The sequence below is a fragment of the Candidatus Coatesbacteria bacterium genome (assembly GCA_014728225.1).
In the GTDB taxonomy this organism is placed as follows: Bacteria; RBG-13-66-14; RBG-13-66-14; order RBG-13-66-14; family RBG-13-66-14; genus WJLX01.
Genome location: WJLX01000053.1, coordinates 1 through 24,254, shown reverse-complemented (window position 1 = coordinate 24,254; position 24,254 = coordinate 1). Strand labels below are relative to the sequence as shown.

Below are 24,254 nucleotides of genomic sequence, written 5' to 3'. Positions count from 1 at the left end.
ACGACGTCGTATTCGTTTCGGGATTATGGCGCGGTCAGTGGACCTTGACGGGGGGAAGTCCATGGATTTACAACGGTTGCGTGATCGGGCCGTCGAGTTGTTGAGCGGTCTGATCCGTATCGACACCACCAACCCGCCGGGGGACGAGCTGGAGTGCGCCCGCTTCCTGGCCGGTTGGCTCAACGACCACGGCCTGCCCGGGCGGGTCTACGAGACCGAGCCGGATCGCGGCGGCGCGGAGGCGTTGCTGCCCGGTGATCGCGATGCGGCGCCGATCATGCTGATGGGCCACCTGGACGTCGTCCCCGTCGGCGACCGCCGGGCCTGGACCCACGATCCTTTCGGTGGCGAGGTCGTCGACGGCTGCGTCTGGGGTCGGGGGGCCATCGACTGCAAGGGTGTGCTGGCCGCCCAGGCGGTGGCTCTGGCCGAAATGGCCCGCAACGGTGAGACGACGGGGCGCCCCGTGCGCCTGCTGGCGGCGCCCGATGAAGAGGTGGGCGGCGCGGCCGGCGTCGGCTGGCTGACCAAGCACCGTCGGGAGCTCGTCGATTGCTGGTGTTGCGTCACCGAGGGCGGCGGCGAGTACTATAGGCTGGGCGGGCGCGGCGTCGCGACCTTCATGGTCGGCGAGAAGGGGCAGTTGCGGCTGGACTTCACCATCCGCGGCCGTCAGGGTCACGCGGCCCTGCCCGGCGACGAGCAGGCCGTCTATATCCTGGGCGAGCTGCTCACCCGCCTGCGCAAGCGACCGCGGGTCTACCGGGTCCTGGACGTCAACGTCGAGCTGCTGGGCCTGCTGACGGCGGGACGGCCCGACGGGGAAGCCCTGACGGCGGCCCTGGAGTCCGGGGACGCGGCGGCTTGGCGGGAGCTGTTCGCCGGCCCGGCCGCCGGAGCGCCGGAGGTGGTCGACGCCCTGCGCGCCGCCTACACCGACACCCTGGCACCGACGATCGTCCACGGCGGGGAGAAGATCAACATCATCCCGGGCAGGGTCGCCCTGAGCTGCGACTGCCGCCTGCTGCCGGGAACGGAGCCCGAGGCTTTACTCGCCGAGCTGCGCACCCTGGCGGCCGATCTGCCCGTCGAGATCGAGATCTCTTCCTCCCATCCGGCCAGCGTCTCCGACGTCGCCCACCCCGTCGTCGAGGTCGCCCGCCGGCTCGTCGCCCGCTGGGAGCCCCAGTCGGCGTTCCTGCCCTTCCTCTGTCCGGCGGGGACGGACTCCCGCCACCTGCGCTGGGCGGGGATCGATTCTTACGGCTACGTGCCCTATCCGGCGGATCCGCTGCCCGCCGACTTCAACCACCGGATGCACGCCGTCGACGAGCGGCTGGAGGTGGACATCCTGGAGCGGATCACGGCGCGCTACCTGGAGCTGGTGCGCGAGCTGCGCCGGCATTGAGGCGTTCGGCCGGGCCGTCACGGTTCTTGCATGGACGCCGACCCGTCGGGGTCGGCGTCGCAAGAACCGCGCCGGTCCTTGTGTCGCCATCGGTTCCGCGGTGGTGGTTGAGGAGCGAAGCGTTGTTGGGGTTGTTAATGTTCGTTAGGGCCGACCCGAGGTCGGCCCGTTTGGCGGTGGGTCATCAAATAGTTGGTTGAACAATTAACGTAACGTCCTTACCCCACAAGTAGTTATTCGCCATTGCTTGGCTGTTGTGTGCTAATCCGCCGGGCGACGGCCACCCGGTCGCGGCCGGTCAGGTCGGGCTGGATCGCCGTTCGCTCCAATCCCGGGGTCTTCGCGAAGATATCCCCGACCGCCTCGCCCTGCTCCTCGCCGATCTCGAGGACGGTCCAGCCGCCCGGCACCAGCAATCGAGTCAACTCCGGGGCCAATCGACGATAGAAGTCCAGGCCGTCGGGGCCGCCGTCGAGGGCCGCCGACGGATCGTGGTCACGCACCTCGACGGGCAGGGCGTCCAGGTCGTCGCTGGCGATGTAGGGCGGATTGCAGGCCAGCAGGGCGAAGGGTCCGCCGAGAGCCTCCGTCAGGTCGCCCCGGACGACGCCGATCCGCTCGCTCAGCCCCAGGCATCGGGCGTTGTCCCGGGTCAAGACGCAGGCCGCCGGACTCGCATCGACGGCGACGACGCGGCGCGTCGGCAGCTCCGCCGCCAGGGCGCAGGCGACGGCCCCGGCGCCGCAGCAGAGGTCCAGGATGACGCCGGGGACATCGGCGGCGAGGGCCACGGCGTATTCGACCAGCACCTCGGTCTCGGGCCGGGGGATGAAGACGCCGGGGCGTACGTTGAGCTCGAGTCCGCGGAAGCCGACGGAGCCCAGGATCAACTGCAGCGGCTCGCCGGCGCGGCGACGCCGCAGGTCGGACTCCAGCGCCGTGACGACGTCGCTGGGAACCTCCCGCCCGGCCTCCAGATAGAGCAGGTGCCGGGGCAGGCCCAGGCGCCTGGACAGCAGCAGCTCGGCCTCGCGGGACGGCGGGCTGGAGCGGTGCAGCTCCCGTTGAATGCGGCGCAGCAGTTGGGCGATGGTCATGGCGGGGGTGCCGTTCGGCAAGGAGTGTTGGTCGGTCGATTGCGGCCGTAATCGGCGGCGGCCGCGGGCGGGTCCGCGGCGTGCGACCGCTAAAACCGACGGGGCGGCTCAAATCTGAGTCGCCCCGTGCGGATGAGACTAGGCTTCGGCTAGGCGGTTTCTAGAAGAGCATGAAGTTGAAGATGCCGAAGCTGAACAGCAGCCAGAAGATGCCCAGCAGGATGGCCAGGATGCCGAAGATGCCCTGCAGGGGCACCAGCTTGGCGTAGGTGCTTTCCATCTTCTCGGCGGCGCCGCTGGAGTACTTGACGATCAGGCTCCAGCCCAGGACGATGCCCAGGATGATCTCGACGATGGCGGTGGCCAGGGCCAGGATACCGATGATACCGCCCCACAGGCTGAGCAGGCTGAAGGACTGGATCAGGTCCCAGATACCCCAGAGCAACAGGACGACACCGATGTACCCCTGGAAGGGGGTCAGCTTGGCGATGGCGTCAGCGGCCGACGGCTTGTTCTTGACGATCATACCGGCGGCGCCCAGGATACCACCGAGCAGCAGCGCGATAAAGGTAATCCACATAGAACTCCTCCTAGGTTATGGGTAGGACTAAGGATGTAAGACAAGGCAAAGCTGAAGCGCCTTTTAATATGCGACTGTAGAAGTCTAACAGAAAAGCGGGGAATTGACCAGAGCCTTTTTCAAGTCGCGGGCCAAAATTATCAGAAAAAGTTGATCCAGGGCTAAACCTTTGCCTGTTGGGGATCTAGCCGTCTTCATCTATGGTCTCCGGTATGGTTTCCGGGGCGGTTTCGACAACCCGAATTCCCAATTCAGTTAGTTGGGAATCCGCCACCGGGCTCGGTGCGCCGGTCAGGGGGTCGGCGGCGCGCAGGGTCTTGGGGAAGGCGATCACCTCGCGGATGCTCGCCCGCCCGAGCATCAGGGCGATGATGCGGTCCAGGCCCGGGGCGATGCCGGCGTGGGGCGGGGTGCCGTAGGAGAGTCCCTCAAGGAAGAAGCCGAAGCGCTCCCGAGCTTCCTCGGCGCCGATCCCCAAAGCGGCTAAGACGCGCTGCTGCAGCTCGGCGTCGTGGATCCGCGGCGAGCCCGAGGCCACCTCGACGCCGTTGATGACGATGTCGTAACTGGCCGAGCGCACGCTCAGCGGCTCGCTCTCGATCTTCTCGGCGTCCTCGGCCAGGGGGGCGGTGAAGGGGTGGTGGCTGGAGGTGATCCGGCCCTCGTCGTCCTCTTCGAAGAGGGGGAACTCGGTGACCCAGAGGACGTCCCAGCGGTCTTCGATCAGCTCCTGCTCACGGCCGAGTCTGCGCCGCAGCCGGTCCAGGGCCGTGTTGACCCGGGAGCCGCTCCCGGCGCAGGCCAGCAGCAGGTCGCCCTCGCCGGCGCCGGAGAGCTCGCGCAGCTTGTCGGCCGGTCCGCCCTCGACGAACTTCTTGATACTGGAGGAGAGGCCGTCGACGGTCCACTTGATCCAGATCATCCCGCCGAGTCCGGCGCTCTTGACCTCGTTCTCCCACTCCTTGAGCTGTTTGCGGCTGGCCCCGGCGCCGCCGGGGACCAGCAGGCCGCGCACCGCGCCGCCTTGGGCCAGAGCGTCTTTGATGAAGCGCAGCTCGGTATCGGCGAAGGCGGCGTCCAGGGTGACCAGCTCCAGACCGAAGCGGGTGTCCGGCTTGTCGGTGCCGTAGCGCTCCAGGGCCTCGGCGTAGGTCAATCGGGGCCAGGATGCGGGCAGCTCGACATCCAGCAGCTTCCGCCAGAGGTGGTTGAACAGGCGCTCGGAGACCTCCATGACCGCTGCGCCCGTCGCGAAGGCCAGCTCCAGGTCCAACTGGGTGAACTCGACCTGGCGGTCGGCCCGGGGGTCCTCGTCGCGAAAGCAACGGGCGATCTGGAAGTAGCGGTCCACTCCGGCGACCATCAGAAGCTGTTTGTAGATCTGCGGGCTCTGGGGCAGGGCGAAGAAGGAGCCGGGGAAGCTGCGGCTGGGGACGAGGAAGTCCCGGGCGCCTTCCGGGGTCGAGCGCGTCAATTGCGGGGTTTCTATCTCAACAAAACCCTCGGCGGCCAGCCGGTTGCGCATTTCGAGGATGAAGCGGTGGCGGAACTCGAGGGCCTTCAGCATCGGGCGGCGGCGCAGGTCGAGGTAGCGGTGCTTGAGACGCAGCTCCTCGTTCTTCGAGGGTTCGTCGGTCAGCGGGAAGGGCAGCGGTTTTGCCGACGAGAGGATCTCCAGCTCATCGACCAGCACCTCGACGGCTCCCGTGGGCTCGTCGTCGCGGACCTGATCGTCAGGCCGGCGACGCACCTTCCCCGCCAGGCAGACCACGTACTCCAGGTGGCAGCTCGAGGCCGCCTCCAGGGCCGCCGGGGCGTGATCGGGATCGCAGACCGCCTGGGTCTCGCCGCGACAATCACCCACGCGCAGGAAGACCAGCCCACCCAGGTCGCGCACCTGGCGCACCCAGCCGCAGAGGACGACCGCGGCCCCGAGGTCGTCCGCCGCCAGTTCTGCACAATGGTGGGTCCGTTTGCTATAATCGGGCATCCGCTTCCTCGCTTTTCGGTCTCCGGTTTCTGTTTGCGGCGGGGCGGCAGCGGCGTCTCTTCGCCGTCGGCCGGGGGGCGGGCGCCTCGTCCGGTCGGCCCGCGACGGTGGAGGGGTATCGTACCAAAGCCGATCCCCCGCGGTCCAGTAACCGACCGCGACGGTCGGTTAACCGCCGACGGCGGCTGGTCCGCCGGTCGCGCGATCATCGTCGTTACATGCAAAAAAAACCGGCCCGAGGCCGGTTCTGCAGCGGTTATGCCGGGCGTGCCGCGGGCGCTCGCCACCGGGGGGCGATCCGGCGCCGACACAAGAGCCGCCGCCCCCTCTCCCGACCCGTCACGACCAGCGCTTCTCCCGGTCGCGCCGGGTCAGCCGCCGCCGATTTCAACCCGGCGGCACGGGTGCCGCCGAGGCCCAGGTGACCGCTCAAGCGTTGCCCCGGCCCGGTTTTTTACCTTGACATAGCCGCTTGACTGTTTTACCTTTGGACAGACTAAGATAGTGTTGTTACAAGAATTCCCCGGGTCCCGTCCCGCTTCCCGTCCGTTTTCACCAGCCGGGGCCAGGCTGGCCGCATTCTCGTTTTGCTTGACCTATCGATTGACCTGTCCTATCGATTGACCTGTCCTATCGATTGACCTGTCAAGGGATCACGGCAGGGAGTGCGAGCCGGCAGGACCGCCCGGCAAGCGGGTCGCCAGGGCCGAAAGGGCTTCGAGCCTGAGATTGAAGAAGGCGCGTCGGGGCCGGAACAAGGACATAGTAGGGGCGAAGCAGAAGGGGCGAAACACTGTATGTCCGCCCCGGGTTTCCGTCTCAGGCAGCATCCCGGGTTTATTGCTCGACTTCGCGCGGTTTGTTGCAAGGCTTCTAGTAAGGCTTCTAGTAAGGCTTCGAGCAAGGCTTCACCCGGCAACCCGCCTTCCCGGCCCAAACGACCCACGCCGCAGTGGAAACCTGCCAGCCCTACCGTACGCGCGGCTGCGGACGAGCGGTTCAGGCCGATCAGCTCGGCCGTGCTGCGGACCGGCGGCGCCCGAAACGGTCCCGGAACGACGCGAACCGGGTTAAAAACCGGACCCCCGGCGCTGAACTCACCGGCCGTATGGATACGTTCTGATGCGGCAGCCGAGTTCCCCGATACCCGGCAGATATGTATCCCCGTTCAGGGTTTTTTACGCCACGGTTGATTTATCACCCTCCGTTTTGGACGCGGGACTTGCCAAAACGGAAGTTTCGGCTATCTTTATTACTGTTGGAGGAGGTCCATATATCCTATCTCAGGCTTACGACCCCAAGTCTTCTTACGAAAGGCTAGCAAGCTCCTTGCACCGTATCGGGAGGGAAAGATGAAAAAACATCTTCTGACCCTTACCTTGATGCTCATCCTGCTGTTGGTTGGCCCGGCCTTCGCCGGCACCAACGCCCAGATCTCGGGTACCGTAACCGACGCTAACGGTAACCCCCTGGAGCTGGCTGAGATCAAGCTCGTGGGTACAGACATCATGATCCAAACCGATGAGGACGGGTACTTCTCCCGTACCGACATCCCGCCGGGAACCTACAGCGTCAAGTGTACCTATGAAGGGTACCAGGGTAAGGTCGTCGAGGGCGTCATCTTCATCTCCGACGTCCGCCGGACCCTGAACTTCACCCTCAATCCGCTCACCGACGTGGAGCAGACAGACATCGTGGTCGAGGTCGACGTTCGTCGTCGCCTGATCGAGAGCGATGTCACCTCCAAGATCCGTCGCATCGGTGAAGAGGACATCGAGAAGCTCCCGGCCGACAACTTCTACGACCTGATGGAGAACGAGGCCGGCACCGTCAACGACGACGGCTACATGCACGTCCGCGGCGGTCGCGCCACCGAGATCACCTACATGGTCGACGATATGCCGATCGTCGATCCGATCTCCGGCTACGCGGCCACGGGTATCAACAACATCTCCATCGCCGAGATGACGATCATCTCCGGGGCCTTCAACGCCGAGTACGGCAACGCCCAGTCCGCGGTCATCAACATCGTGACCAAGCACGGCAGCACGGATCGCTGGGAGGGCACCCTGCGCGGCCGGATGGAGGTCTTCCAGACCACCAAGGAAATCGAATCACAAAAGATCCTCGCCTCGACCGGCGAGCCCGATCCCGATTCGGTTCCGGTCACCTGGACCACCCGCACCCGCCGGGCCAACTTCTGGAAGGCCGAAGGCGCCTTCGGTGGTCCCATCGGCAACTTCATGACCCTGTTCCTCTCCGGCGACTACTACGTCAACGGCGGCCAGTTGCCCAAGGACGAGCCCCGTGAGGAGTACAACGCCCAGGGTAAGATCCGCATGGCCTTCGCCGGCGATCAGGCGCGTCCCGAGTACAACAACATGTTCTTCATCGCCTCGGGTACGCTGTCGCAGATGACGCGCCAGCTCTGGGACTGCCAGTGGCAGTACACCCTGAACAACTACATCTACCAGGCCCGTGACACCTACCAGGTCACCGGTCTGTGGCGCCACCTGGTCAGCGACAAGACCTGGTACACCGTCCGTGCCAACTACTACAACACCTGGGTCCACGCCGGCATCAAGTGGGGCGAGGACGACTGGCACTACGAAGGCACCGACGACGGCGGCGTCGAGAAGGTCTGGAACAACGGCGACGCCTGGGAAGAGCACGAAGTCGGCGGCTGGAAGTGGTGGGAGGATTACGATCTCAACCGCACCCAGACCGGTCCCGACGGCTGGTTCTACACCACCGGCGACATGCGCTGGTACGAGAACACCTACGAGGACATCCTGACGGGCAAGGCCGACATGCAGACCGAGCTCGACAAGCACAACCTGGTCAAGGCCGGGCTGGAGTACAAGTACTACGACGTCGAGTACTTCCAGCGCCAGCCGCTGCCCAACAACGTCTACGGCGACGGCTATCACGTCTTCCCGTGGCAGGGCGCGGCCTACGTCCAGGACAAGATGGACTACTCGGAGATGGTGATCAACCTCGGCCTGCGTTTCGACTACTTCGATCCCAACACCGACTACGCCGAGAACCCGATGAACTACCAGGGTAAGGACTCGGATTCCGAATACGTGAATTGGGACGATGTCCCGCGCGTCGAGGCCGATCCCAAGTATCAGCTCTCGCCGCGTCTGGGCGTGGCCCATCCGATCACCGAGTTCGACAAGATCCACTTCTCCTACGGCCACTTCTTCCAGATGCCGATCTTCCGCTTCCTCTACATGGGCAACTACGAGGAACCCACTGGGTCCTTCCCGATCTTCGGCAACCCGAACCTCAAGCCCGAGAAGACCATCAGCTACGAGGTCGGCGTCCAGCACGTCTTCAAGCTCGGCGTCAGCGAGACCAACCCCCGCGGCCAGTCGATCCTGCTCGATGTCACCGGTTTCTACAAGGACATCTCCAACCAGATCGACACCATCATGTACACCCACCCGCTGGGGATCTACAACTACACCCGCACCACCAACGCCGACTGGGGCAACGTCCGCGGCGTCGAGGTCGTCCTCGACGGTAGCTGGACCGACTGGTTCTCCAGCAAGATATCCTACACCTACTCCATCGCCCGCGGCCTGTCCTCCGACTGGCGTCAGGGCTACGAGTACTCCTACAACGGCTGGAACCTGCCCCTCGAAGCCAACCTGCTCGACTGGGACGTCACCCACACCATCAACGTCATGCTCGACTTCCGCCAGGGCCCCTTCGGCGTCAACATCAACGCCAACCTGGGCTCCGGCACCCCCTACTCGCCCCCGATCGAAGAGGGCGGCCAGCAGGAGATCAACACCAAGCGGATGCCCTGGCTGATCAACCTCGACGCCAAGGCGACCTACGATCTCGAGCTGTGGGGGATGAACTTCGGGCTGTTCGTCGAGGCCTTCAACCTCTTCGACCGCTGGAACGTCACCAACTTCGGCTCCGATGAGGGCTCGGGTTCCGGTTCCGACTGGACCTACTACTACGAGAACTACGACGACGAGAACGGCCCCTGGGACGACATGGAAGTCTACGGTGAGCCGCTCCAGATCCGCGTCGGCGCCAGCATTTCCTTCTAACGGGATAACGGGTTGGAGTGAGCCCGCAGCGGGTTCACTCCAGCCACCCACGGTCTATCTACTTACTTTTTTCGCGGCTCAGCAAGGAGGATCAACTCCATGAAGCTGAAACTGAGTATAGCTGTCCTGGCACTGGTGACGGCGGCGGCCCTGGTCGGAGTATCCGTGATGGGGACCGATGCGACCGTCGCCAGGTCACGGGATCAGGGGTATTCGCCCAACTACCCGGTGGACAAGTTCCGTCACGACGCCGGCAAGCTCGAGATCGTCGTCGGTAACGACATGCACATCTTCGACACCAACGACGGCACGGCGGAATGGCCCATCGGCTCGGGCATCCTCTATCTCTGGAATATGTACCTGTGGTTCGGTAACTCCGAAACCATCATCAACAACGAGTACGCCCAGCCGACGGAGTGGCACCCGACCAGCCCGGTTTATGACAGCGAGGCCGGCACGACCACCCCGCTGCCGCCGAGCTTCGGCTCCCACGAGGGCGTCGATTACGGCTGGATGGCCGATTTCTGGCGCGACGATACGCCGAGCCGTATCTCCGACCAGGATGCCCACTGGTACAACACCGACGCCGACTCCTCCACGACCTTCGGTCTGGAGGTCTGCAGCCACTCGATGGTCTGGGGCGCCCCCGGCCACGACGAATGGCTGACCATCATCTATTACTACCGCTACGTCGGTGGTGACACTCTCGACCCCAAGAGCTACCTGGCCTACGCCTACGACATCGACGTCGGCGGCTCCAACGGCAACCTGGACGACCTCGTCTCAATCGACGATCCCCAGGACGCCCTCGACGAGTACAACAACGTCACCTGGGCCCCGGGTTCCGACGGCATCATCGACGCCTACGACTCGGTCAACTTCCCCATGCCCATCGACGGTGACGAGTCGACTCAGCCCTACTGGGACCAGTTCGACGACGACGCCGAATGCCGCTATCTGGCCTACATGTACAACGGCGACGAAGTCCCCGGCGTGACCGGCTTCAGCGGCGCCCGCATCCTGCGCGCCTGCATCAACCCGGGTCTGGACGACGAGCGTGAGTATATCGTCACCTCCTCCCACTCCTGGGACTGGAACAACGACCCGGCCACCGACGCCTACAAGTACGCCTATATGTCCGACGTCGGCACCTACGAAGAGACCTCCAACATGTTCGACTGGCGCGTCTGCCCCTCCATCGGCCCCCTGCAGGATGCCGAGGGTGCGGGTATGCAGCCCGGTGACGTACTGGAAGTCCGGATGTCCTTCATCGTCGGCGAGGGCTTCGCCGGGATCCACAAGAACGCCGATCAGGCCATGGCCGACGCCCTGGGCTTCAACGGCAAGTTCGACGATCCCCAGCAGGGCGACGAGATCGATGACTTCATCGTTCTCTCCCCGCCTAACAGCCCGCTGTTGACCGCCGTGACCGGCGACGGTTCGGTGACCCTGCGTTTCGATCCCCAGGTCAACTCGACCACCAACATTGAGCGGGAGCAGGATGGCAGCACCGGCGGCCAGATCGACTTCGAAGGCTATCGCATCTACCGCGCCAGCACCGAGGACCAGTTGGGCGACGGCAGCGACCTGACCCCCTGGTTCGCCAGCAATCCGGCCGACGGCGATTGGCCCGACGAGATGCCTGAGTACCAGGCCTACACTTACGGCGGCGAGGAGCCCAGATACATCCGCAACCTCCTGGCCCAGTGGGACAAGGATATCAACGACACCAGCCACAACTGGGCCGACGATCCCGAATTCGACGGTCCCGCCTCGTTGCGCGCCCCCGGGTACGAGGGCAACGACAACGACCAGTGGATGCCCAGCTACAGCCTGGATAACTGGGGCGATATCTTTGCCGAAAGCGGCGACGGCGAGGGCTACGCGCCCGGCACCGGCAACCGGATCTACGAGTACGTCGACGACGGCACCAACTACCACGACTACGACAAGTGGCCCTACGACGACGTCACCGTTGACGCCCCGGACCAGCCGCGCAACCACTTCACCTACTACTACTCCGTTGTCGCCTTCGACTACGGCGCCAGCCCGATCTACAACGAGAACATCGGCTCCGAGCCCCTGCCGGGTATCGAAGGCGGTGTGCGCGCCAACCTGGTCGAGGTGACCCTGTCTTCCGAGGTCCAGTCCAGTCTGGATAACGTCCTGGTGGTGCCCAACCCCTACATCGGCGGCGTCGATTGGCAGACCCGTTCGGTTACCGGGGTCGTGGAGCGCAAGTTGGCCTTCACCAACCTGCCCGAACGTTGCACCATCCGGATTTACACCATCGCCGGCGATCTGGTGGACATTCTCGAACACAACGACGCCACCAGCGGCACCGCCTGGTGGAGCCTCCAGTCCCGCAACAGCATGGAGGTAGCCTCCGGCGTTTACGTCTATCACATCGATGCCCCGGGCATCGGCACCACAATCGGTAAGTTTGCCGTGCTGATGGGCGAACGCATCTAACCCGCAAGCCGGCCGGGGGCGCCGGGCGTTCCCGGCCGGCCCGCCTGCGGCTCGACATGACTTCCCTTCGAGAAGGGGGCTAGAAACTCATGAAGCATAAAACCCTAGCACTTCTCCTGGTGCTGGTGCTGGTCCTGCCGGCTATGGCGCAGGAGAAGACAGGAATCGCGACCGCCCAGTTCCTCAAGATCGGGGTTGGTCCGCGGATGCTCGGGATGGGTGGCGCCGTCGTGGCCACCGGGATGCCGGAAGCCGCCATGGCTTTCTGGAACCCGGCCGCGACCGCCCGCATTCCCGGCTTCGACCTGTTCTTCGAAGACAACGAATGGGTAGCCGAGACCCGGATGCTCTCCGGCGCCTTGGCCTACAATCTCAAGAACGTCGGTACCTTCGGTGCCACCTTCCAGTACCTGGACTACGGCGAGATGACCCGCACCGACCAGGACCATCAGGACGGCAACGGCACCTTCACCGCCTACGACATGGCCGCCGGGTTGACCTACGGGCGCAACCTGACCGACCGCTTCGCCGTGGGCGGACGGGCCCAGTGGATCCACATGGACATCGACGGCTACACCGCCGATGGCTGGGCCGTCGACGTGGGTACCCTCTACAACACCGGCTTCCAGAGCCTGCGCATCGGTATGGCCCTGCAGTACTTCGGTGGTGACATCGCCTTCGACGGCACCTACGGTGAGCTGCTGCGCGACAAGAGCGGCTACACCGATACCGAATTCACGGCCAACGTTCTACCGATGACCTTCCGTCTCGGCGTCGCCTACGACCTGCTCGAGGGCGACGACCACTTCATGACAGTCGGCCTGGACGCCATCCACCCCAACGACGCCGAAGAGCGCGTCAACGTCGGTGTGGAGTACAAGCTCTACCGCATCGCCGCCATCCGCGCGGGCTACCAGGTGAACTACGACTTCTTCGTCGGTGAAGACGAAGACGCCGATTCCTTCGCCCCGGGCCTCAACGCCGGTGTGGGCTTCAACATTCCCGCCGGCGGGATGAACATCAAGGCCGACGCGGCCTACGCCGATATGGGTCGCCTGGGCTACTCCCTGCGGTTCAGCCTGGGCTTCGCCTTCTAAAGTCCGGCAAACGGCAGTACACTAAACGACCGGGGTCCCCTTGGGCCCCGGTTGTTCTATCAAGGTCGGCGATCGTTGTTTTACGTCGGTTAAAGCGGAGACGGTGAGAAAGCGCTGAAAAGGTCCGGGGTCGAGAGCTTTGAAAAACAGCCACCAAACGCCTCGACACCGTCAACCCGGCGCGGAACTGGCACGGTTTTTGCGGAGGCGCGACCGGCGCCCCCCCCGCCAAGGGGCGCCGAGATGCAAAAACCGTGCCAGTTCCGCGCCGGGTTGTTCGAGGGTCAAGACCGCGAGCGGTGGCTGTTTTTCAAAGCTCGAACCGACCCGTTAGTTCCCCGAGGGTTGTTCTTGGCCTAAGTCGTAGCTTGTTGAGGCTGTTGTTCTTATGAAGAATCTGTACCTGTAGTCAGCGGTCTGCTGCTGGAGGTGTCTGCTGACGATGAAGAGGTATTTGCGCTGGGGGCCTTGGCGGGCGGTTCAGCCGCTGCTGGCGCTCGTCGGTCGAGGGTTGAGGGCAGCAAGTCCTGACGAGAACTTTGGTTAAACTCGTTCGCTGCATTAACTTAGTTTGAGACGAACCTGGATAGCACGAGCCGGCGGTGGAAGTGCGGTATTGAGTGTCATTCGGTTGACTAGTGTGGCGGGTGGCTACGCAGCGAACCGCGGTAGACCGTTGGCCTGTGATAACTATCGTCGGCGGTATTCGAATCGACAATTGCGCTTTCAGTCTTGTTGCGCAGGCTGAGCCAATTTGGTTGCGGCGGGTGTGTTGCGAGCTTACCGAGGAAGGCAAGCATCCACAGGCGGGTGATTGGCTTGTAAACAGCAGTTCGCCCTTGGTGCTACGGTCTCGTTGCACGCAGGCGGTGAATAACTGTTCGGAACCCCCGGGGATAATCGGCCGCGAAATCAGGCTGGGGGTGGCCGATGGTATCGTTGCATAAAAGGGGTCCCCGTCCGGGAACCCCTGCGGGGTGATCGGCCGCGAAATCAGGCTGTGGGGGGCCGGTGGTGTCATCGCAAAACAGGGGTCCCCGTCCGGGAACCCCTGTAGGGTGAACAACCCCTGATCCAGCCCCACCTACTGAGTGTAGTTGAAGCGGTAGGTGACGGCGACCTCGCGGGCGATGGGGCGGCCGTTCTGCATGGCGGGCTCCCATTGCGATTTGCGGGCCGCTTCGAGGGCGGCGTTGTCGGCGTCGGAGCGACCGGTGGAGTTGATGATCCGGACGCGCAGGACCTGGCCGTCGGCGGAGACGTAGATACCGACGCTGCAGGTCAGGCTCTCCTGGGTCTGCTCCATGAACTCCTGCACCCCGGGCGGGGTGACGGGTTCGGGAACGCTGACCTTTTGGGGCGGAATGGTCTCGTCGGATTCGGTTTCCTCACCGCCCAGGGTGCCGAGGTTTTCGAACTCGTCGCCGCCGCCTTCCAGCTCGACGTACTCCTGGCTGGGGACGTCGATGGTCTCGATGGCCTCCTCGGATTCACTGACCTCGGGGGCGGTCTGAACCATCTGGGCGGGGGGTTTGACCTCGGGGATCTGGATGGTCTTTGAGGGGGGTTTGTAGACCTCGATATTCTCCAGCTCCTGGACGTCCTTGCGCATGACGAAGGGGTCGATGGGTTCGGAGAAGTTATTCATCGCCATCACCAGGGAGGCGATGAACAGCAGGCTGAACAGCAGGGACTGGCGGAAGAGTTCCTTCCGGTCCTGGCCGTTCTTTTTGCCATTGGTGTTCTTGTCGTCCATGTGGCCTCCTTAAAGCCCGTCCTGCCCGGTTACTATACGGAGTCGGGCGTGCGTTTGGTTCCGGCGTTACAAGCCTCCGCTTTCCAATTCGGTGGAGAGGGATATCTTGTAGGCCTGGGCTTCTTGGAGCTGCTGGAAGACCTCCATCAGGCGGCCGTATTCGGCGTTCTTGTCGGCTTTGAACACGACGGTGATGTTGGGGTTGGCGGCGACCTCCTCGGCCATGATCTCGGGGAGGATCTCCAGGGCGATGTAGCGTCCGTCGATATTCACGTTGCCGTTAGCGTCGACGTAGACCGACATCGTATCCTTGCGTTTGGTCTTCTCGACCTTTTCGGCGGCGGGCAGGGTCAGGTTGGGCCCGCGGTCCACGTTGAACACCGTGGTGGTCATGAAGAAGATCAGCAGCAGGAAGGCGATGTCCGACATGGAGGACGATGGTATTTCGGGTTTACTGCTGGTTTTTTTCCTGAGCTGCATCGATCCTCCTTTCTACTCGATTTTGAGGGCCAGGCGCACGATGTTGGCCTTCTTGATTTCGTCGAAGACGTCGATCATCTTGTCGTAGCTGGCCTCCGGGGAGACCTCGAAAATGACGGCCAGTTTCTCGTTGGCGGCCAGACGTTTCTCGAGCTCGTCCTTGAGCAGGCCGAGGCTCGGGATTTCCATCGGGTTTTCCTTGGCGTCGAGATAGATTGAGCCGTCCCGTCGGACCCGGACCGTGACCACGTTGTCGGCCTTGATCTGGGTGGGTTCGCCTTTACCGGGTAGTTGGACCCGGATCCCCTTCTCCACGTTGAAGATGGTGGTGGTCATGAAGAAGACGAGCAACAGGAAGGCGATGTCCGACATCGAGGACGACGGGATCTCCGCGGCGGTCCTGCTTTTCCTTTTGAAAGCCATGGTTTCTCCCGTCGGTTTGGTCAGGCCTGGGTGTCCTCGATGGCGTTGATCAGCTCAGTGGTGCTTTCTTCCATCTCGAGGACGAAGCGGTCGATCCGGCTGGTGAAGTAGTTGTACATGATCAACACGGGGAAGGCGATGGCCAGACCTGTCGCGGTGGTGATCAGGGCCTCGGAGATACCGGAGGCGACGACGGTGGGCTTGACCTCGCCGGCCCGGGCGATCCCTTCGAAGGCGCGGATCATACCGGTAACCGTACCGAGGAACCCGAGGATGGGGGCGATGGTGGAGACCGAGGCCAGGACGATCAGGCCGCGTTCGAGGAAGGAGAGCTCGACGGCGCCGGCGTTGGCCGCAGTCTTCTCCGCCGCCGCGACGCCGCGGTCGGCGCGTTCGAGAACGGCTTTGAACACGGCGGCGATCGGCCCGCGCTCATTCTTGCACTTCTCGATGGCTTCGGTGCGCTTGCCGGACTTGACGAGTTCGACGACCTCGTCGGTGAAGGTCCGGGTGTTGATCTTGGCGAACTGGTAGGTGAACAGGCGCTCGATGATGTAAGCGCCGGCCAGGACCGCGGTGAGCAGCAGCGGGTACATAACCGGGCCGCCCTTGGCGAAGTAGTCCTGGATGCTGCCGGATTCGCCCTCCTGGACGTCGGCGGGGGCCTCGCTGGGGGCTTCTTCAGCGTCCCCCTCGGCGGCGGCTTCGCCCTCGGCCGGGGTTTCCTCGGTCGCGCCTTCAGCTGCGGCGGTTTCCTCGGCGGCTTCCTCCTCCTGGGCCATGACCAGAGTGGTCGGGACCAGGACGAACAGGGCGATGGTCACCAAGCAGATGATCCTGAGCAGTTTGGCTTTGGCCATCTATGCTGTCCTCCTCGGCTTAAATCAAGCTTGGGGTGATGGGGGAGCGCGCTAGTACTGACCACGCTCCGTCGACCAGACGATATCGTAATCGCCGTAACCGGTACGATCTTCGAACAAAAATTTCATCATCTGGCTTTCACCGCCGCTGCGGTAGTAGATCCACAACAGGTGCGGTTTTTCCAGATCTAGGATGTTGCTGGAGAGCTCGCCGCCGGCGCTGGTGTCCATATCCGAGGTCTCGCCGGCGCTTACGCCTTTGGTGCCGGAGACGTCGAGTTCGGCTTCCAGCTCACTGATGCCGGACTCCGTCGGGCGGTCGGCGATCATCCCCGAACCCAACGGGGTGTCCTCGACCTCGTCGGGGGGTCCGTAGATCATGTAGACGCGCCCCCGGTCGCTGTCGAGGCCGTCGCCGTAACCGCGGCCGTAATGATCGCGGACGTAGGCCAGTCGGTTGTAGTATTCGATTTTGAACTCGTTGGTCGGGGTGGCGGGATCGGGATCGCGCTTGGCCCAGAAGCGTTCGACCAGCAGCCAGCGCTTGTCGGCCGGGGCGCCGGTCAGGTCGTTGAGTTCACGCTCCGAGGCGATGAAGCCGACCTCGCGGATGAAACGCCGCAGCTCCTCGTCGGTCATCGGCTCGCCGCTGTCGGCGACGACCTCGACGGTCTCCGCGCCGACGCCGATGGTAAAGTCGCGGCCGCTCTCGGCCAGCACGGCTTCGGAAGCGTCGCGCAGCTCGATCTCCAGGCGGTATTCGCCGTCGCTCCAGCCCGCGGTGTCGACGGCCACGGCGTAGCTGTTCATCCCGTCGGCGTCGACGGCCGTTTCGCCGTCGGACAGCAGGGAGCCGGGCGCGTTGTAGACCTCATAGGCCAGGCTGTACTCGCCGCTGGTGTAGAGCTCGCCGTAGAAGTAGAGGAGATCCTGCTGGCTGCCGGTCTTGGTGCGACTGGGCAACGGGGCGACGAACTTGTCCAGCTTGATGAACTCGTCGTTGGCGCTGAAGGCACCGGCCGGGCCGACGGCCTCGCTGGGGACTTCGTCGAGGTACAGGCCGGCTCGACCGATGGGCACGGTGGTGAAATTCTCGGTGTCGACGAGGCGGATGTTGGAGCTGACCTGGAGCGGGCTGAGGGCGGCGGTGGACAGATCAGCGACCTCGAGGGGTAACAGGGCCGTGCCCGTCGCCATGTCCTCGCTGTTGGGATCGCCCAGGGTCAGCCGGACCTCGTAGAGACCGGGGTCCATGTCGAGGCGGACGACGTCGAGGGAAAAGGAGCCCTCGCGGACGGTCTGCTCCTCGGCGACGGCCTGGATGTCGTTGGACCAGGTGTCACGATAGATGACCTGGCCGGCGTCGTCGAGCAGCTCGAGCTTGACCACGTAGGTGGCCCACCAGGGACCCTCTAGGGGGTCCTCGGCCAGGAACTCCAACCCGCGGTTGGGCACCTGCAGGTAGAGCTCGACCAGGGTGCCTGAGTTACCCAGGAATTGGCAACTGTCGAGCTGGAATTCGAGACCTTCGTCGTTGGCGACGGGTCCGAAGTCGGCCGCGGCGGGCAGGGCGGCGAGAATCGACAGGATAACGAACAGGCGTATGTGGTGCTTCATCGGTACTCCCGGGTGACGTTATCCCCGCTGAAATGAACAAACAGGATGAGTGCGGTCTGGCGCCGTGTCGTGCGGGCTGGGACGGGTTTGCCTTAGGAGCGATTGTTGACTTGAGGGGTTGCTTGGTGCGGTGCAAACGGTCGTCAGCGTTCGAGGATCCCTCGCTGCCGGGTCCGCGGGCGCGATACCCGGAGCCCTCGCCCGGCCCCCTTGAGTGGCCCTCCGGATCCGTGGCCCGGCCCCTCTGAGTAGCCCCCTTGAGTAGCCCCCTGGAGTGGCCCCCTTGAGTGGCCCCCTGGAGTGGCGCTGCGCCAAACGCCGGCGGGTTCATGACGACCTTGACAGGCGCTGCTGTGACCCGGCCCGATGGATGAAGAAAACGCAATGTATCAGGGGTCAAAGTTTAGCCAATTAAGCCTGTCCTGTCAATACGAAGGGGGGATTATGTGGCCGTCAACGGGCTGTTGTTGTGATGACTATCACTCGAAACATCCTTCAGCGGCGCGATCCGCGAACCAAAGCATTCTTGGCGGCGTAGAGATAGGTGAGACCCCCCCGACAGGAGGAGCCGTGTCCAACAAAGAGGGCAACCGTCGTACCCGCCGTCGCCTGATCCTTTCCCGGGCCCTGCTGTTGAGCCTGCTCCTCGACGTCATCATCGTCATGGCCCTGGGCAACTACAGCCGGCCGTTGCGGCCCTACGAGCTGCAGCGCGACGTTCAGGAGCTGGAGAACCTGGAGGCCTATCGGCCGCCGCCCCAAACCATCGTGATCCCCGAGGTCCGACCGCCGGTACGGCGTGTGATCACCGCCCCGGTCGTCTCCGAGGCCGAAGGCGCCATCGATCTGCCCGATACGCCCGTTCCCGGCTATCTGCCCCTCGAAAAGTCCGATCCCTTCGTCGATCTCGACCCCCTCGTCGACCCCGGTACCTCAGACACCACCACATCGGCGCGCAAGCTCAGCCTCCCCGAGCCCGTGACCCCGCCCGGGGTGCGGCAGTTCATCGAGCAGACCGGCGAGAGCCTGACCTGCAGCGTCGGCATCTATCTCTCCGCTACCGGCGAGGTGCTGCGCGTCCGGATCATCAACTCCACCGGCCGTTCCGACGCCGACGCCGCCGCCCTCGAAGCGGCGCGCAAATCGCAATGGGAGCCCGCCCAGCAGAACGGCCGGCCCATCGCCCGCGAGGTCGCCGTCACCTACCGCTTCAACTTCACCCAGTAGAAAGGGAGACCTTTGAAAACGCCTTGCAAGACCGGCCGACGGTGCCGCGCCGCCCCCGGAACCGGCACGGTTTTTGCGGAGGCGGACCGTTAGCATCGGCCTCACGGTCGCCGAGATGCAAAAACCGTGCCGGTTCCGGGGGCGGCGGTCGTTGACGCCGGCGGTGTTTTCAAAGGTCTCCCGGGGGTGTCTTCGGCCGAAGCTTGTCAAACCGGGGCGCCGGCCGTATAATGAACCCGTTCTCTTCCCCGCGGAGGCCCGGTGTTCGACGACAAGCAGCCCACCACCGTCGAGGTTCACGGTCATAGCTTTACCTTTACCGTGGAGGACGCCGAGCGGTTGCAACGGGCGGCGGAGCTGGTGGAGAACCGGATCAAGACCTTGGAGAGCCGCTCCCAGCTTCCCAGCACGGTCAAGCTGGCCATCTGGACGGCCCTGGAGCTGGCGGTGGAGTGGCTGGAGCTGTCGGAGGGTCGCAAGCTGCTGCGTTCCACGGTTCAGGAGCTGTGCGATCGCCTGGACGACGGCCTGCAGACCGTCGGCGGGGCGGCGGACGAGGATCCCGACGTCCAGCTCTAGCGTTGACGTTCAAGACGTGTTTGATAAACAAAGACCGGCCGGGAGGCCGGTTTCCCGATGTTAAGCGGCGGCGGTGTCACAGGCGGTAGACCAGGGCGAAGAGGAAGCGTGTGGCCAGCCCGACCTGGTCGGTGAGGGGGAAGAGCAGGCCGGCGTCGACGGCGACGGCCAGGCGGTCGACGAGGTTGAGGGCCGCCTGCAGACCGAGTCGGCCGCCGAGGATCCCCTCGGCGCGCTCCTCGTTGCCGAAGGGGCTCAGCCGCCAGTAGTAATCCAGACCGCCGCCCAGGCGGAGGGAAAAGGGGTGGGCGGGGTTGGTGAAATAGTAGACTTGGAGGCGGGGGGCCTGGACGCCGCCGAATTCGGCGAAGGGCTCGGCGGCGTAGCCCAGGGTGAAGGCGACGCAGTCGGTGCGGTAGCCCAGATCGGCGCCTAGGCTTAAGGCGGCGGGGACGTCGCTGAGGGCGTAGCTGGCCAGGCCGGTCTCGAGGTGCAGGGCCAGCCCCGCCGCTCCGGACGTCGTTGCCGTTCCGGTCAGCAGCGCCAGCACAATCAGCAGAGGACAAAACTGCGCCCGGTGCTCCATGAGTGGATGATACTCCATGGGGCGCGCGGGCGCAAGTCGCCAGCGAGCGGCACAGGCTCAGCGGTCTCAGCGGTTAATGATCAGGCGGCGCGTCGTTGTGGTGTTCGGTCCGCGGAGGTTGACCAGGTAGAGCCCGGCGGCCAGGTTCTCGACATTCCAGCTCAGTGTGCGTGAGCCCGTTCCCGCGGACAACCTCTCGACGCGCAGCAGCCTGCCGGCCAGATCGTAGAGCTCGACGACGATGGATCCGGTGCCGCTTATTTCGAGGTTGACCCGATCGTGGGCGGGATTCGGATAGAGGGCCAGTCCGGTGCGGGATTCCTCCGGCGGCAGGTTGATCTCGACGGCACCGAAGACGGCGCGGTGGCCGGCGGCGTCGAGGGCTTCGAGCCGGTACCGGCTGACGGGGCGGCGGGGTCGGCGGTCGAGGAAGCTGACCGTGCCCCCGGGCAGGGGGTACTCGTTGAGCCGGGTTCCGATCGTGGTTCCCCGGGACCCGAGGCGGTAGACGTTGTAGCTCTGATAGTCGGCGGGGTTCCAACGCAGCAGGACGCCCTCGTCGCGGAGCTCGGCCCACGGCTCGGGGCCCGTCGTCCCGGTGTTGATGAACTCGATATCCAGGGGCGGCGTGTTCTCGCCGTCGACAACGACGTCTTCGATGATCACCGGATCGTAGCCGTCGGCGGAGAAGGTGATGTCATAGGTGCCGTCGGCCAGGGTCAACCAGTAATCGCCGTGGACGGTGGGGTCGTTGTAAAAGAAGGCTTCGGTGCGGTTGTCGACGGTGATCAGTGTCGGCACCGGTTCTCCGCCGCCGTCGGTGCACAGGCCGTGGAGACCGTAGTCCGCCCAGTCGAGGTAATTGTAGGTGGCTTCCCAGTTGACGTCGCAGAGCGCCAGGATCGTGCCCTCGGGGTGGCCGCCGTACTGGCCCTCGGAGAGCTCGATGGTGGTGTCGATGCAGCCCCGCATCCCGTAGCTCCAGTCGTTGAGGTCGCCGTGGGTCTCGTACCAATCCCAGCCCTCGGTGATCCAGTCCATGTAGTCGGGATCGCTGAGACCGTCGTAGTAGGGGCTTTCCTCGCAGCCGTCGGAGTAGCTCTGGGAGATGTTGTGCCAGATGTGGTTTTTGTCCGGGGCGTCCTGCCGCTGATAGTTCCAGACGTAGTTGACGCAGACGGCGCCGGAGTGGTGGGTCAGGCCTAGGACGAAGGCGTTGTCCTCGACGTTGTCGGGGACATGGTCCTCGTCGCCGCCGGAGTAATCGGCCACGGCTTGGGTCTCGGGCTCGCTGAAGGGGTGGGAGCCGTGGCCGTAGCCGCTCTCCCACTGGTAGGAGTAATTGCGGTTGAGGTCGACGTTGTTGTCGTTGTAGCGGCTGGAGGCGACGTAGCCGTCGGGGTTGACCAGGGGTTGGAGCCAGATCTCCGTCCCCTCGACGAGTTCGACGACGTCAGGGTCCCCGGCGACGTAACCGGTCAGCAGGCGCTCGGCGGTGTAGAGGGTCACCTCGTTGGCGATCTCCTCGTTGCCGTGGTGGGTGCCGACGACGCGGACCTCGGGCTCGTACTCCTCGACGTCGACGTTGTCCGAGATGACGATCGCCGCCAGCTCCCGGCCCTCCAGGGAATCCAGCCCCAGATCGACGTAGCGGCAGATATCGTCGTAGTCCGGATCGCCGGCCCAGTCTTGCAGCAGGGCGATGGTTTCCGCGTAGGTGTGGAAGTCGTCCCAGGGCTCGTCGCGTCCCTCGCCGTCAGCATTGATGCGTGGATTGACGGCCCGGATGTCGGCGACCAGCAAGCGCCAATCCCAGGGCAGGGCCTCCAGTTGATCGAGATCGACGGCCCGCAGGTAGCAGTAGGCGTAGAGGCCGTCATAGTCGTCGACGGAGAGGGGGAACTCCCGTTCCAGATGGGGTACTTCGTCGTGATCCAGAGGGCCGACGACGACCAGGCTGTCGGCGGCGCCGGCCGCGGCGTTGAGGACGAGGACTACCAGGATGACGCTGCGCAAGAGTTTGCTCATCGGCGCTTCCTCGACGGCAAAGATGGTGCTCGACAGCTAAGTCTCTTTATATCATGCTGATATGCGTCAATGGCTTTCATGACGGCAACCGACGGCTCGCCACAGCGCCCCCGACCGATGATGACTATAGTAAGCTAAGATAGCTTTCGCTCCAGGTCAAGGTCGCGTTGACCCCTCCGGATCGGAGTGGCATAATCGGCTTGAAATTTAGTGCGTTACAGGATTGGGACCTTTCCGTTACCTGGTGAGGCTGGACGCAGCTTGGCTCGGCATCCGCCCGCCGAAGCCGCCCTCATTCCGCTATGGCTTGTCGATGAGCGCTCGTTCGATCACAGTCCTGGGTAATCTGCTCCTGGCCCTCGCCGTTTCCGCCCAGACCCCGGAAGCCGCCGAGGCCGACGCCGAGCGCGAGCGCGTCACCTTCGGCGACCCCGACGAGGATTACTATCTCGAGGCCGACCGCGTCGTCGGCAACATCGACCCCGCCGTGCGCACCGTGCGCGCCCTGGGCCACGTCAAGCTCGTCCAGGGCTCGACGGAGATCACCGCCGATGAGCTGTACTACTACGACATCGAGCAGATCGCCCTGCTCAAGGGCGAGGTCGCCGTCCACGAATCCGAGCGCAACGCACGGCTGACCGGGCGCTACCTCGAGTACCACCGCGTCGAGCGCTACTGCGTGGTCACCGAGGACCCCGTACTGACCCTCCTGGGGCGCTCCGGCGGTGACATCGTCATCAGCGGCAGGGTGATGGAGTACTGGTTGGACGAGGACCACGGCACCGCCACCGGCGGCGTCGAGGTCGTCCAGGACGAGATGCGCGCCGTGGGCGACCAGGCGACCTACTCCGGCGCCGCCGGGACCATCGTCCTCGACGGCGACCCCATCGCCTGGCGCGGCGACGATAAAACCGGCGGCGAGCGGATGACCATGTTCCTGGCCGCCGAGGACGAGGAGCTGGAAAAGATCCTCATCGAGGGAACCGCCCGGGCCGTCTACTACGTGGGTGAAGAGGACAAGCCCGGGCGTCTCGAACTAGCCGGGAACACCATCACCATGTTCTACGTCGGCGACGAGCCCGACCGCATCATCTGCGAAGGCGACGCCGTCGCCGTCTACACCCCCGACCCCGCCGCCGGCGAAGAGGGCCGCATCGACGCCGACGCCGATACCATCACCATCTACCTCGAGGACGACGTCGCCCGCCAGATCACCCTCACCGGCGACGCCAACGCCGTCTACACCCCCGCCGACCCCGCCGCCCGCCGCGGCCGCACCGACATCGAGGGCGATGAGATGGACCTCTTCCTCGTCGAGGGCGAGCTCGACCGCTTCGTTGCCCGGGGCAACGCCCACGGTCGCTACAAGCCGCCCCCCGAAACCCCCGCCGCCGACGAAACCGAAGAAACCGCCGACGAACCGCAGGAGGACAGTGAGCCCCCAGACCAAGACAGACCGGCAGACGACGACGCCGACTGAGCCGAAACAATCCACCCTGCGCACCGACGGCCTGGTCAAGAGCTACCGCCGCCGCCGCGTTGTCGACGAAGTCTCCATCCGCGTCACCCAGGGCGAGATCGTCGGACTCCTCGGACCCAACGGCGCCGGCAAGACCACCACCTTCTACCAGATCACCGGACTCATCCGCCCCGACCAGGGCCGCGTCTACCTCGACGACCGCGACATCACCCGCGTGCCGATGTACAAGCGCGCCCGCATGGGCATCGGCTACCTGGCCCAGGAGCCCAGCATCTTCACCAAGCTCTCCGTCCGCGACAACATCCGGGCCATCCTGGAAACAATCCCCCTCTCCCACGAAGAGAGAAAGCGCGAACTCAAAACCCTGCTGGCCAAGCTCGACCTGACCAAGCTCGCCGACAAAAAAGCCTTCACCCTCTCCGGTGGCGAGCGCAGGCGGGTCGAGATCACTCGGGCCCTGGTGCGCCGGCCCCGCTTCATGCTCCTCGACGAGCCCTTCGCCGG

At 64.5% G+C, this 24,254-nt stretch carries 18 protein-coding genes; 8 read left to right on the top strand and 10 right to left on the bottom strand.

The window, feature by feature from the left end; genetic code table 11:
• Positions 1–25 precede the first annotated feature (25 nt).
• A complete protein-coding gene (locus tag GF399_04250; protein MBD3399525.1) occupies positions 26–1,408 on the top strand; it encodes a M20/M25/M40 family metallo-hydrolase in 1,383 nt (460 codons plus the stop codon).
• Positions 1,409–1,641: 233 nt separating this feature from the next.
• On the opposite strand, the gene prmC is transcribed toward GF399_04250, so the two are convergent.
• From prmC to aspS, 3 genes are all read right to left on the bottom strand, one after another.
• Positions 1,642–2,505 (bottom strand): peptide chain release factor N(5)-glutamine methyltransferase, encoded by an 864-nt coding sequence (gene prmC / locus GF399_04245; GenBank protein MBD3399524.1) that lies wholly within the window; start codon positions 2,503–2,505, stop codon positions 1,642–1,644.
• A gap of 160 nt (positions 2,506–2,665) precedes the next feature.
• Positions 2,666–3,085, bottom strand: a complete 420-nt coding sequence (locus GF399_04240; GenBank protein MBD3399523.1) for a hypothetical protein — start codon at positions 3,083–3,085, stop codon at positions 2,666–2,668.
• A gap of 184 nt (positions 3,086–3,269) precedes the next feature.
• Entirely contained in the window at positions 3,270–5,075 is a 1,806-nt protein-coding gene (aspS, locus tag GF399_04235) for an aspartate--tRNA ligase (GenBank protein ID MBD3399522.1), read from the bottom strand.
• A gap of 1,352 nt (positions 5,076–6,427) precedes the next feature.
• On the opposite strand from aspS, the gene GF399_04230 reads away from it, so the two are divergent.
• The 3 genes from GF399_04230 to GF399_04220 all read left to right on the top strand — a co-directional run bounded on the left by GF399_04230 (position 6,428) and on the right by GF399_04220 (position 12,714).
• Positions 6,428–9,145: a TonB-dependent receptor gene (locus tag GF399_04230; protein MBD3399521.1), complete on the top strand. Its 2,718-nt coding sequence runs from the start codon at positions 6,428–6,430 to the stop codon at positions 9,143–9,145.
• Positions 9,146–9,244: 99 nt separating this feature from the next.
• A complete protein-coding gene (locus tag GF399_04225; GenBank protein ID MBD3399520.1) occupies positions 9,245–11,617 on the top strand; it encodes a hypothetical protein in 2,373 nt (790 codons plus the stop codon).
• Positions 11,618–11,706: 89 nt separating this feature from the next.
• Positions 11,707–12,714 carry a PorV/PorQ family protein gene (locus GF399_04220; GenBank protein ID MBD3399519.1) on the top strand — a complete coding sequence of 336 codons (1,008 nt, stop codon included), beginning with the start codon at positions 11,707–11,709 and terminating at the stop codon, positions 12,712–12,714.
• A 1,084-nt stretch (positions 12,715–13,798) separates the two neighbouring features.
• Here the strand turns inward: GF399_04220 and GF399_04215 are convergent.
• From GF399_04215 to GF399_04195, 5 genes are all read right to left on the bottom strand, one after another.
• On the bottom strand, positions 13,799–14,470 hold the full coding sequence (locus GF399_04215) for a TonB family protein (GenBank protein MBD3399518.1): 672 nt from the start codon (positions 14,468–14,470) through the stop codon (positions 13,799–13,801).
• A 66-nt stretch (positions 14,471–14,536) separates the two neighbouring features.
• Positions 14,537–14,950 carry a hypothetical protein gene (locus tag GF399_04210; GenBank protein MBD3399517.1) on the bottom strand — a complete coding sequence of 138 codons (414 nt, stop codon included), beginning with the start codon at positions 14,948–14,950 and terminating at the stop codon, positions 14,537–14,539.
• A gap of 12 nt (positions 14,951–14,962) precedes the next feature.
• The gene (locus GF399_04205) at positions 14,963–15,373 is read right to left on the bottom strand and encodes a hypothetical protein (protein ID MBD3399516.1); all 411 of its coding nucleotides are present in this window, start codon (positions 15,371–15,373) and stop codon (positions 14,963–14,965) included.
• 20 nt (positions 15,374–15,393) lie between these two features.
• Complete coding sequence (locus GF399_04200) at positions 15,394–16,233, bottom strand: MotA/TolQ/ExbB proton channel family protein (GenBank protein ID MBD3399515.1); 840 nt, start codon at positions 16,231–16,233, stop codon at positions 15,394–15,396.
• Between the two features lie 51 nt (positions 16,234–16,284).
• Positions 16,285–17,850 carry a GWxTD domain-containing protein gene (locus GF399_04195; protein ID MBD3399514.1) on the bottom strand — a complete coding sequence of 522 codons (1,566 nt, stop codon included), beginning with the start codon at positions 17,848–17,850 and terminating at the stop codon, positions 16,285–16,287.
• Positions 17,851–18,216: 366 nt separating this feature from the next.
• Between GF399_04195 and GF399_04190 the strand changes: the two genes are divergently transcribed.
• Positions 18,217–19,077 (top strand): TonB family protein, encoded by an 861-nt coding sequence (locus GF399_04190; protein MBD3399513.1) that lies wholly within the window; start codon positions 18,217–18,219, stop codon positions 19,075–19,077.
• Between the two features lie 261 nt (positions 19,078–19,338).
• Positions 19,339–19,656: a cell division protein ZapA gene (zapA, locus tag GF399_04185; GenBank protein MBD3399512.1), complete on the top strand. Its 318-nt coding sequence runs from the start codon at positions 19,339–19,341 to the stop codon at positions 19,654–19,656.
• Between the two features lie 76 nt (positions 19,657–19,732).
• Here the strand turns inward: zapA and GF399_04180 are convergent, their stop codons facing one another.
• Together GF399_04180 and GF399_04175 are read right to left on the bottom strand one after the other, a co-directional pair.
• Positions 19,733–20,242 carry a hypothetical protein gene (locus GF399_04180; GenBank protein ID MBD3399511.1) on the bottom strand — a complete coding sequence of 170 codons (510 nt, stop codon included), beginning with the start codon at positions 20,240–20,242 and terminating at the stop codon, positions 19,733–19,735.
• A gap of 66 nt (positions 20,243–20,308) precedes the next feature.
• Complete coding sequence (locus GF399_04175; GenBank protein MBD3399510.1) at positions 20,309–22,270, bottom strand: DUF2817 domain-containing protein; 1,962 nt, start codon at positions 22,268–22,270, stop codon at positions 20,309–20,311.
• A 313-nt stretch (positions 22,271–22,583) separates the two neighbouring features.
• Between GF399_04175 and GF399_04170 the strand changes: the two genes are divergently transcribed.
• Both GF399_04170 and lptB read left to right on the top strand, forming a co-directional pair.
• On the top strand, positions 22,584–23,750 hold the full coding sequence (locus tag GF399_04170) for a hypothetical protein (GenBank protein MBD3399509.1): 1,167 nt from the start codon (positions 22,584–22,586) through the stop codon (positions 23,748–23,750).
• Positions 23,563–24,254 (top strand): LPS export ABC transporter ATP-binding protein (gene lptB, locus GF399_04165; protein MBD3399508.1); only part of this gene is annotated, 692 nt, incomplete at its 3' end. The genes GF399_04170 and lptB, both read left to right, overlap by 188 nt.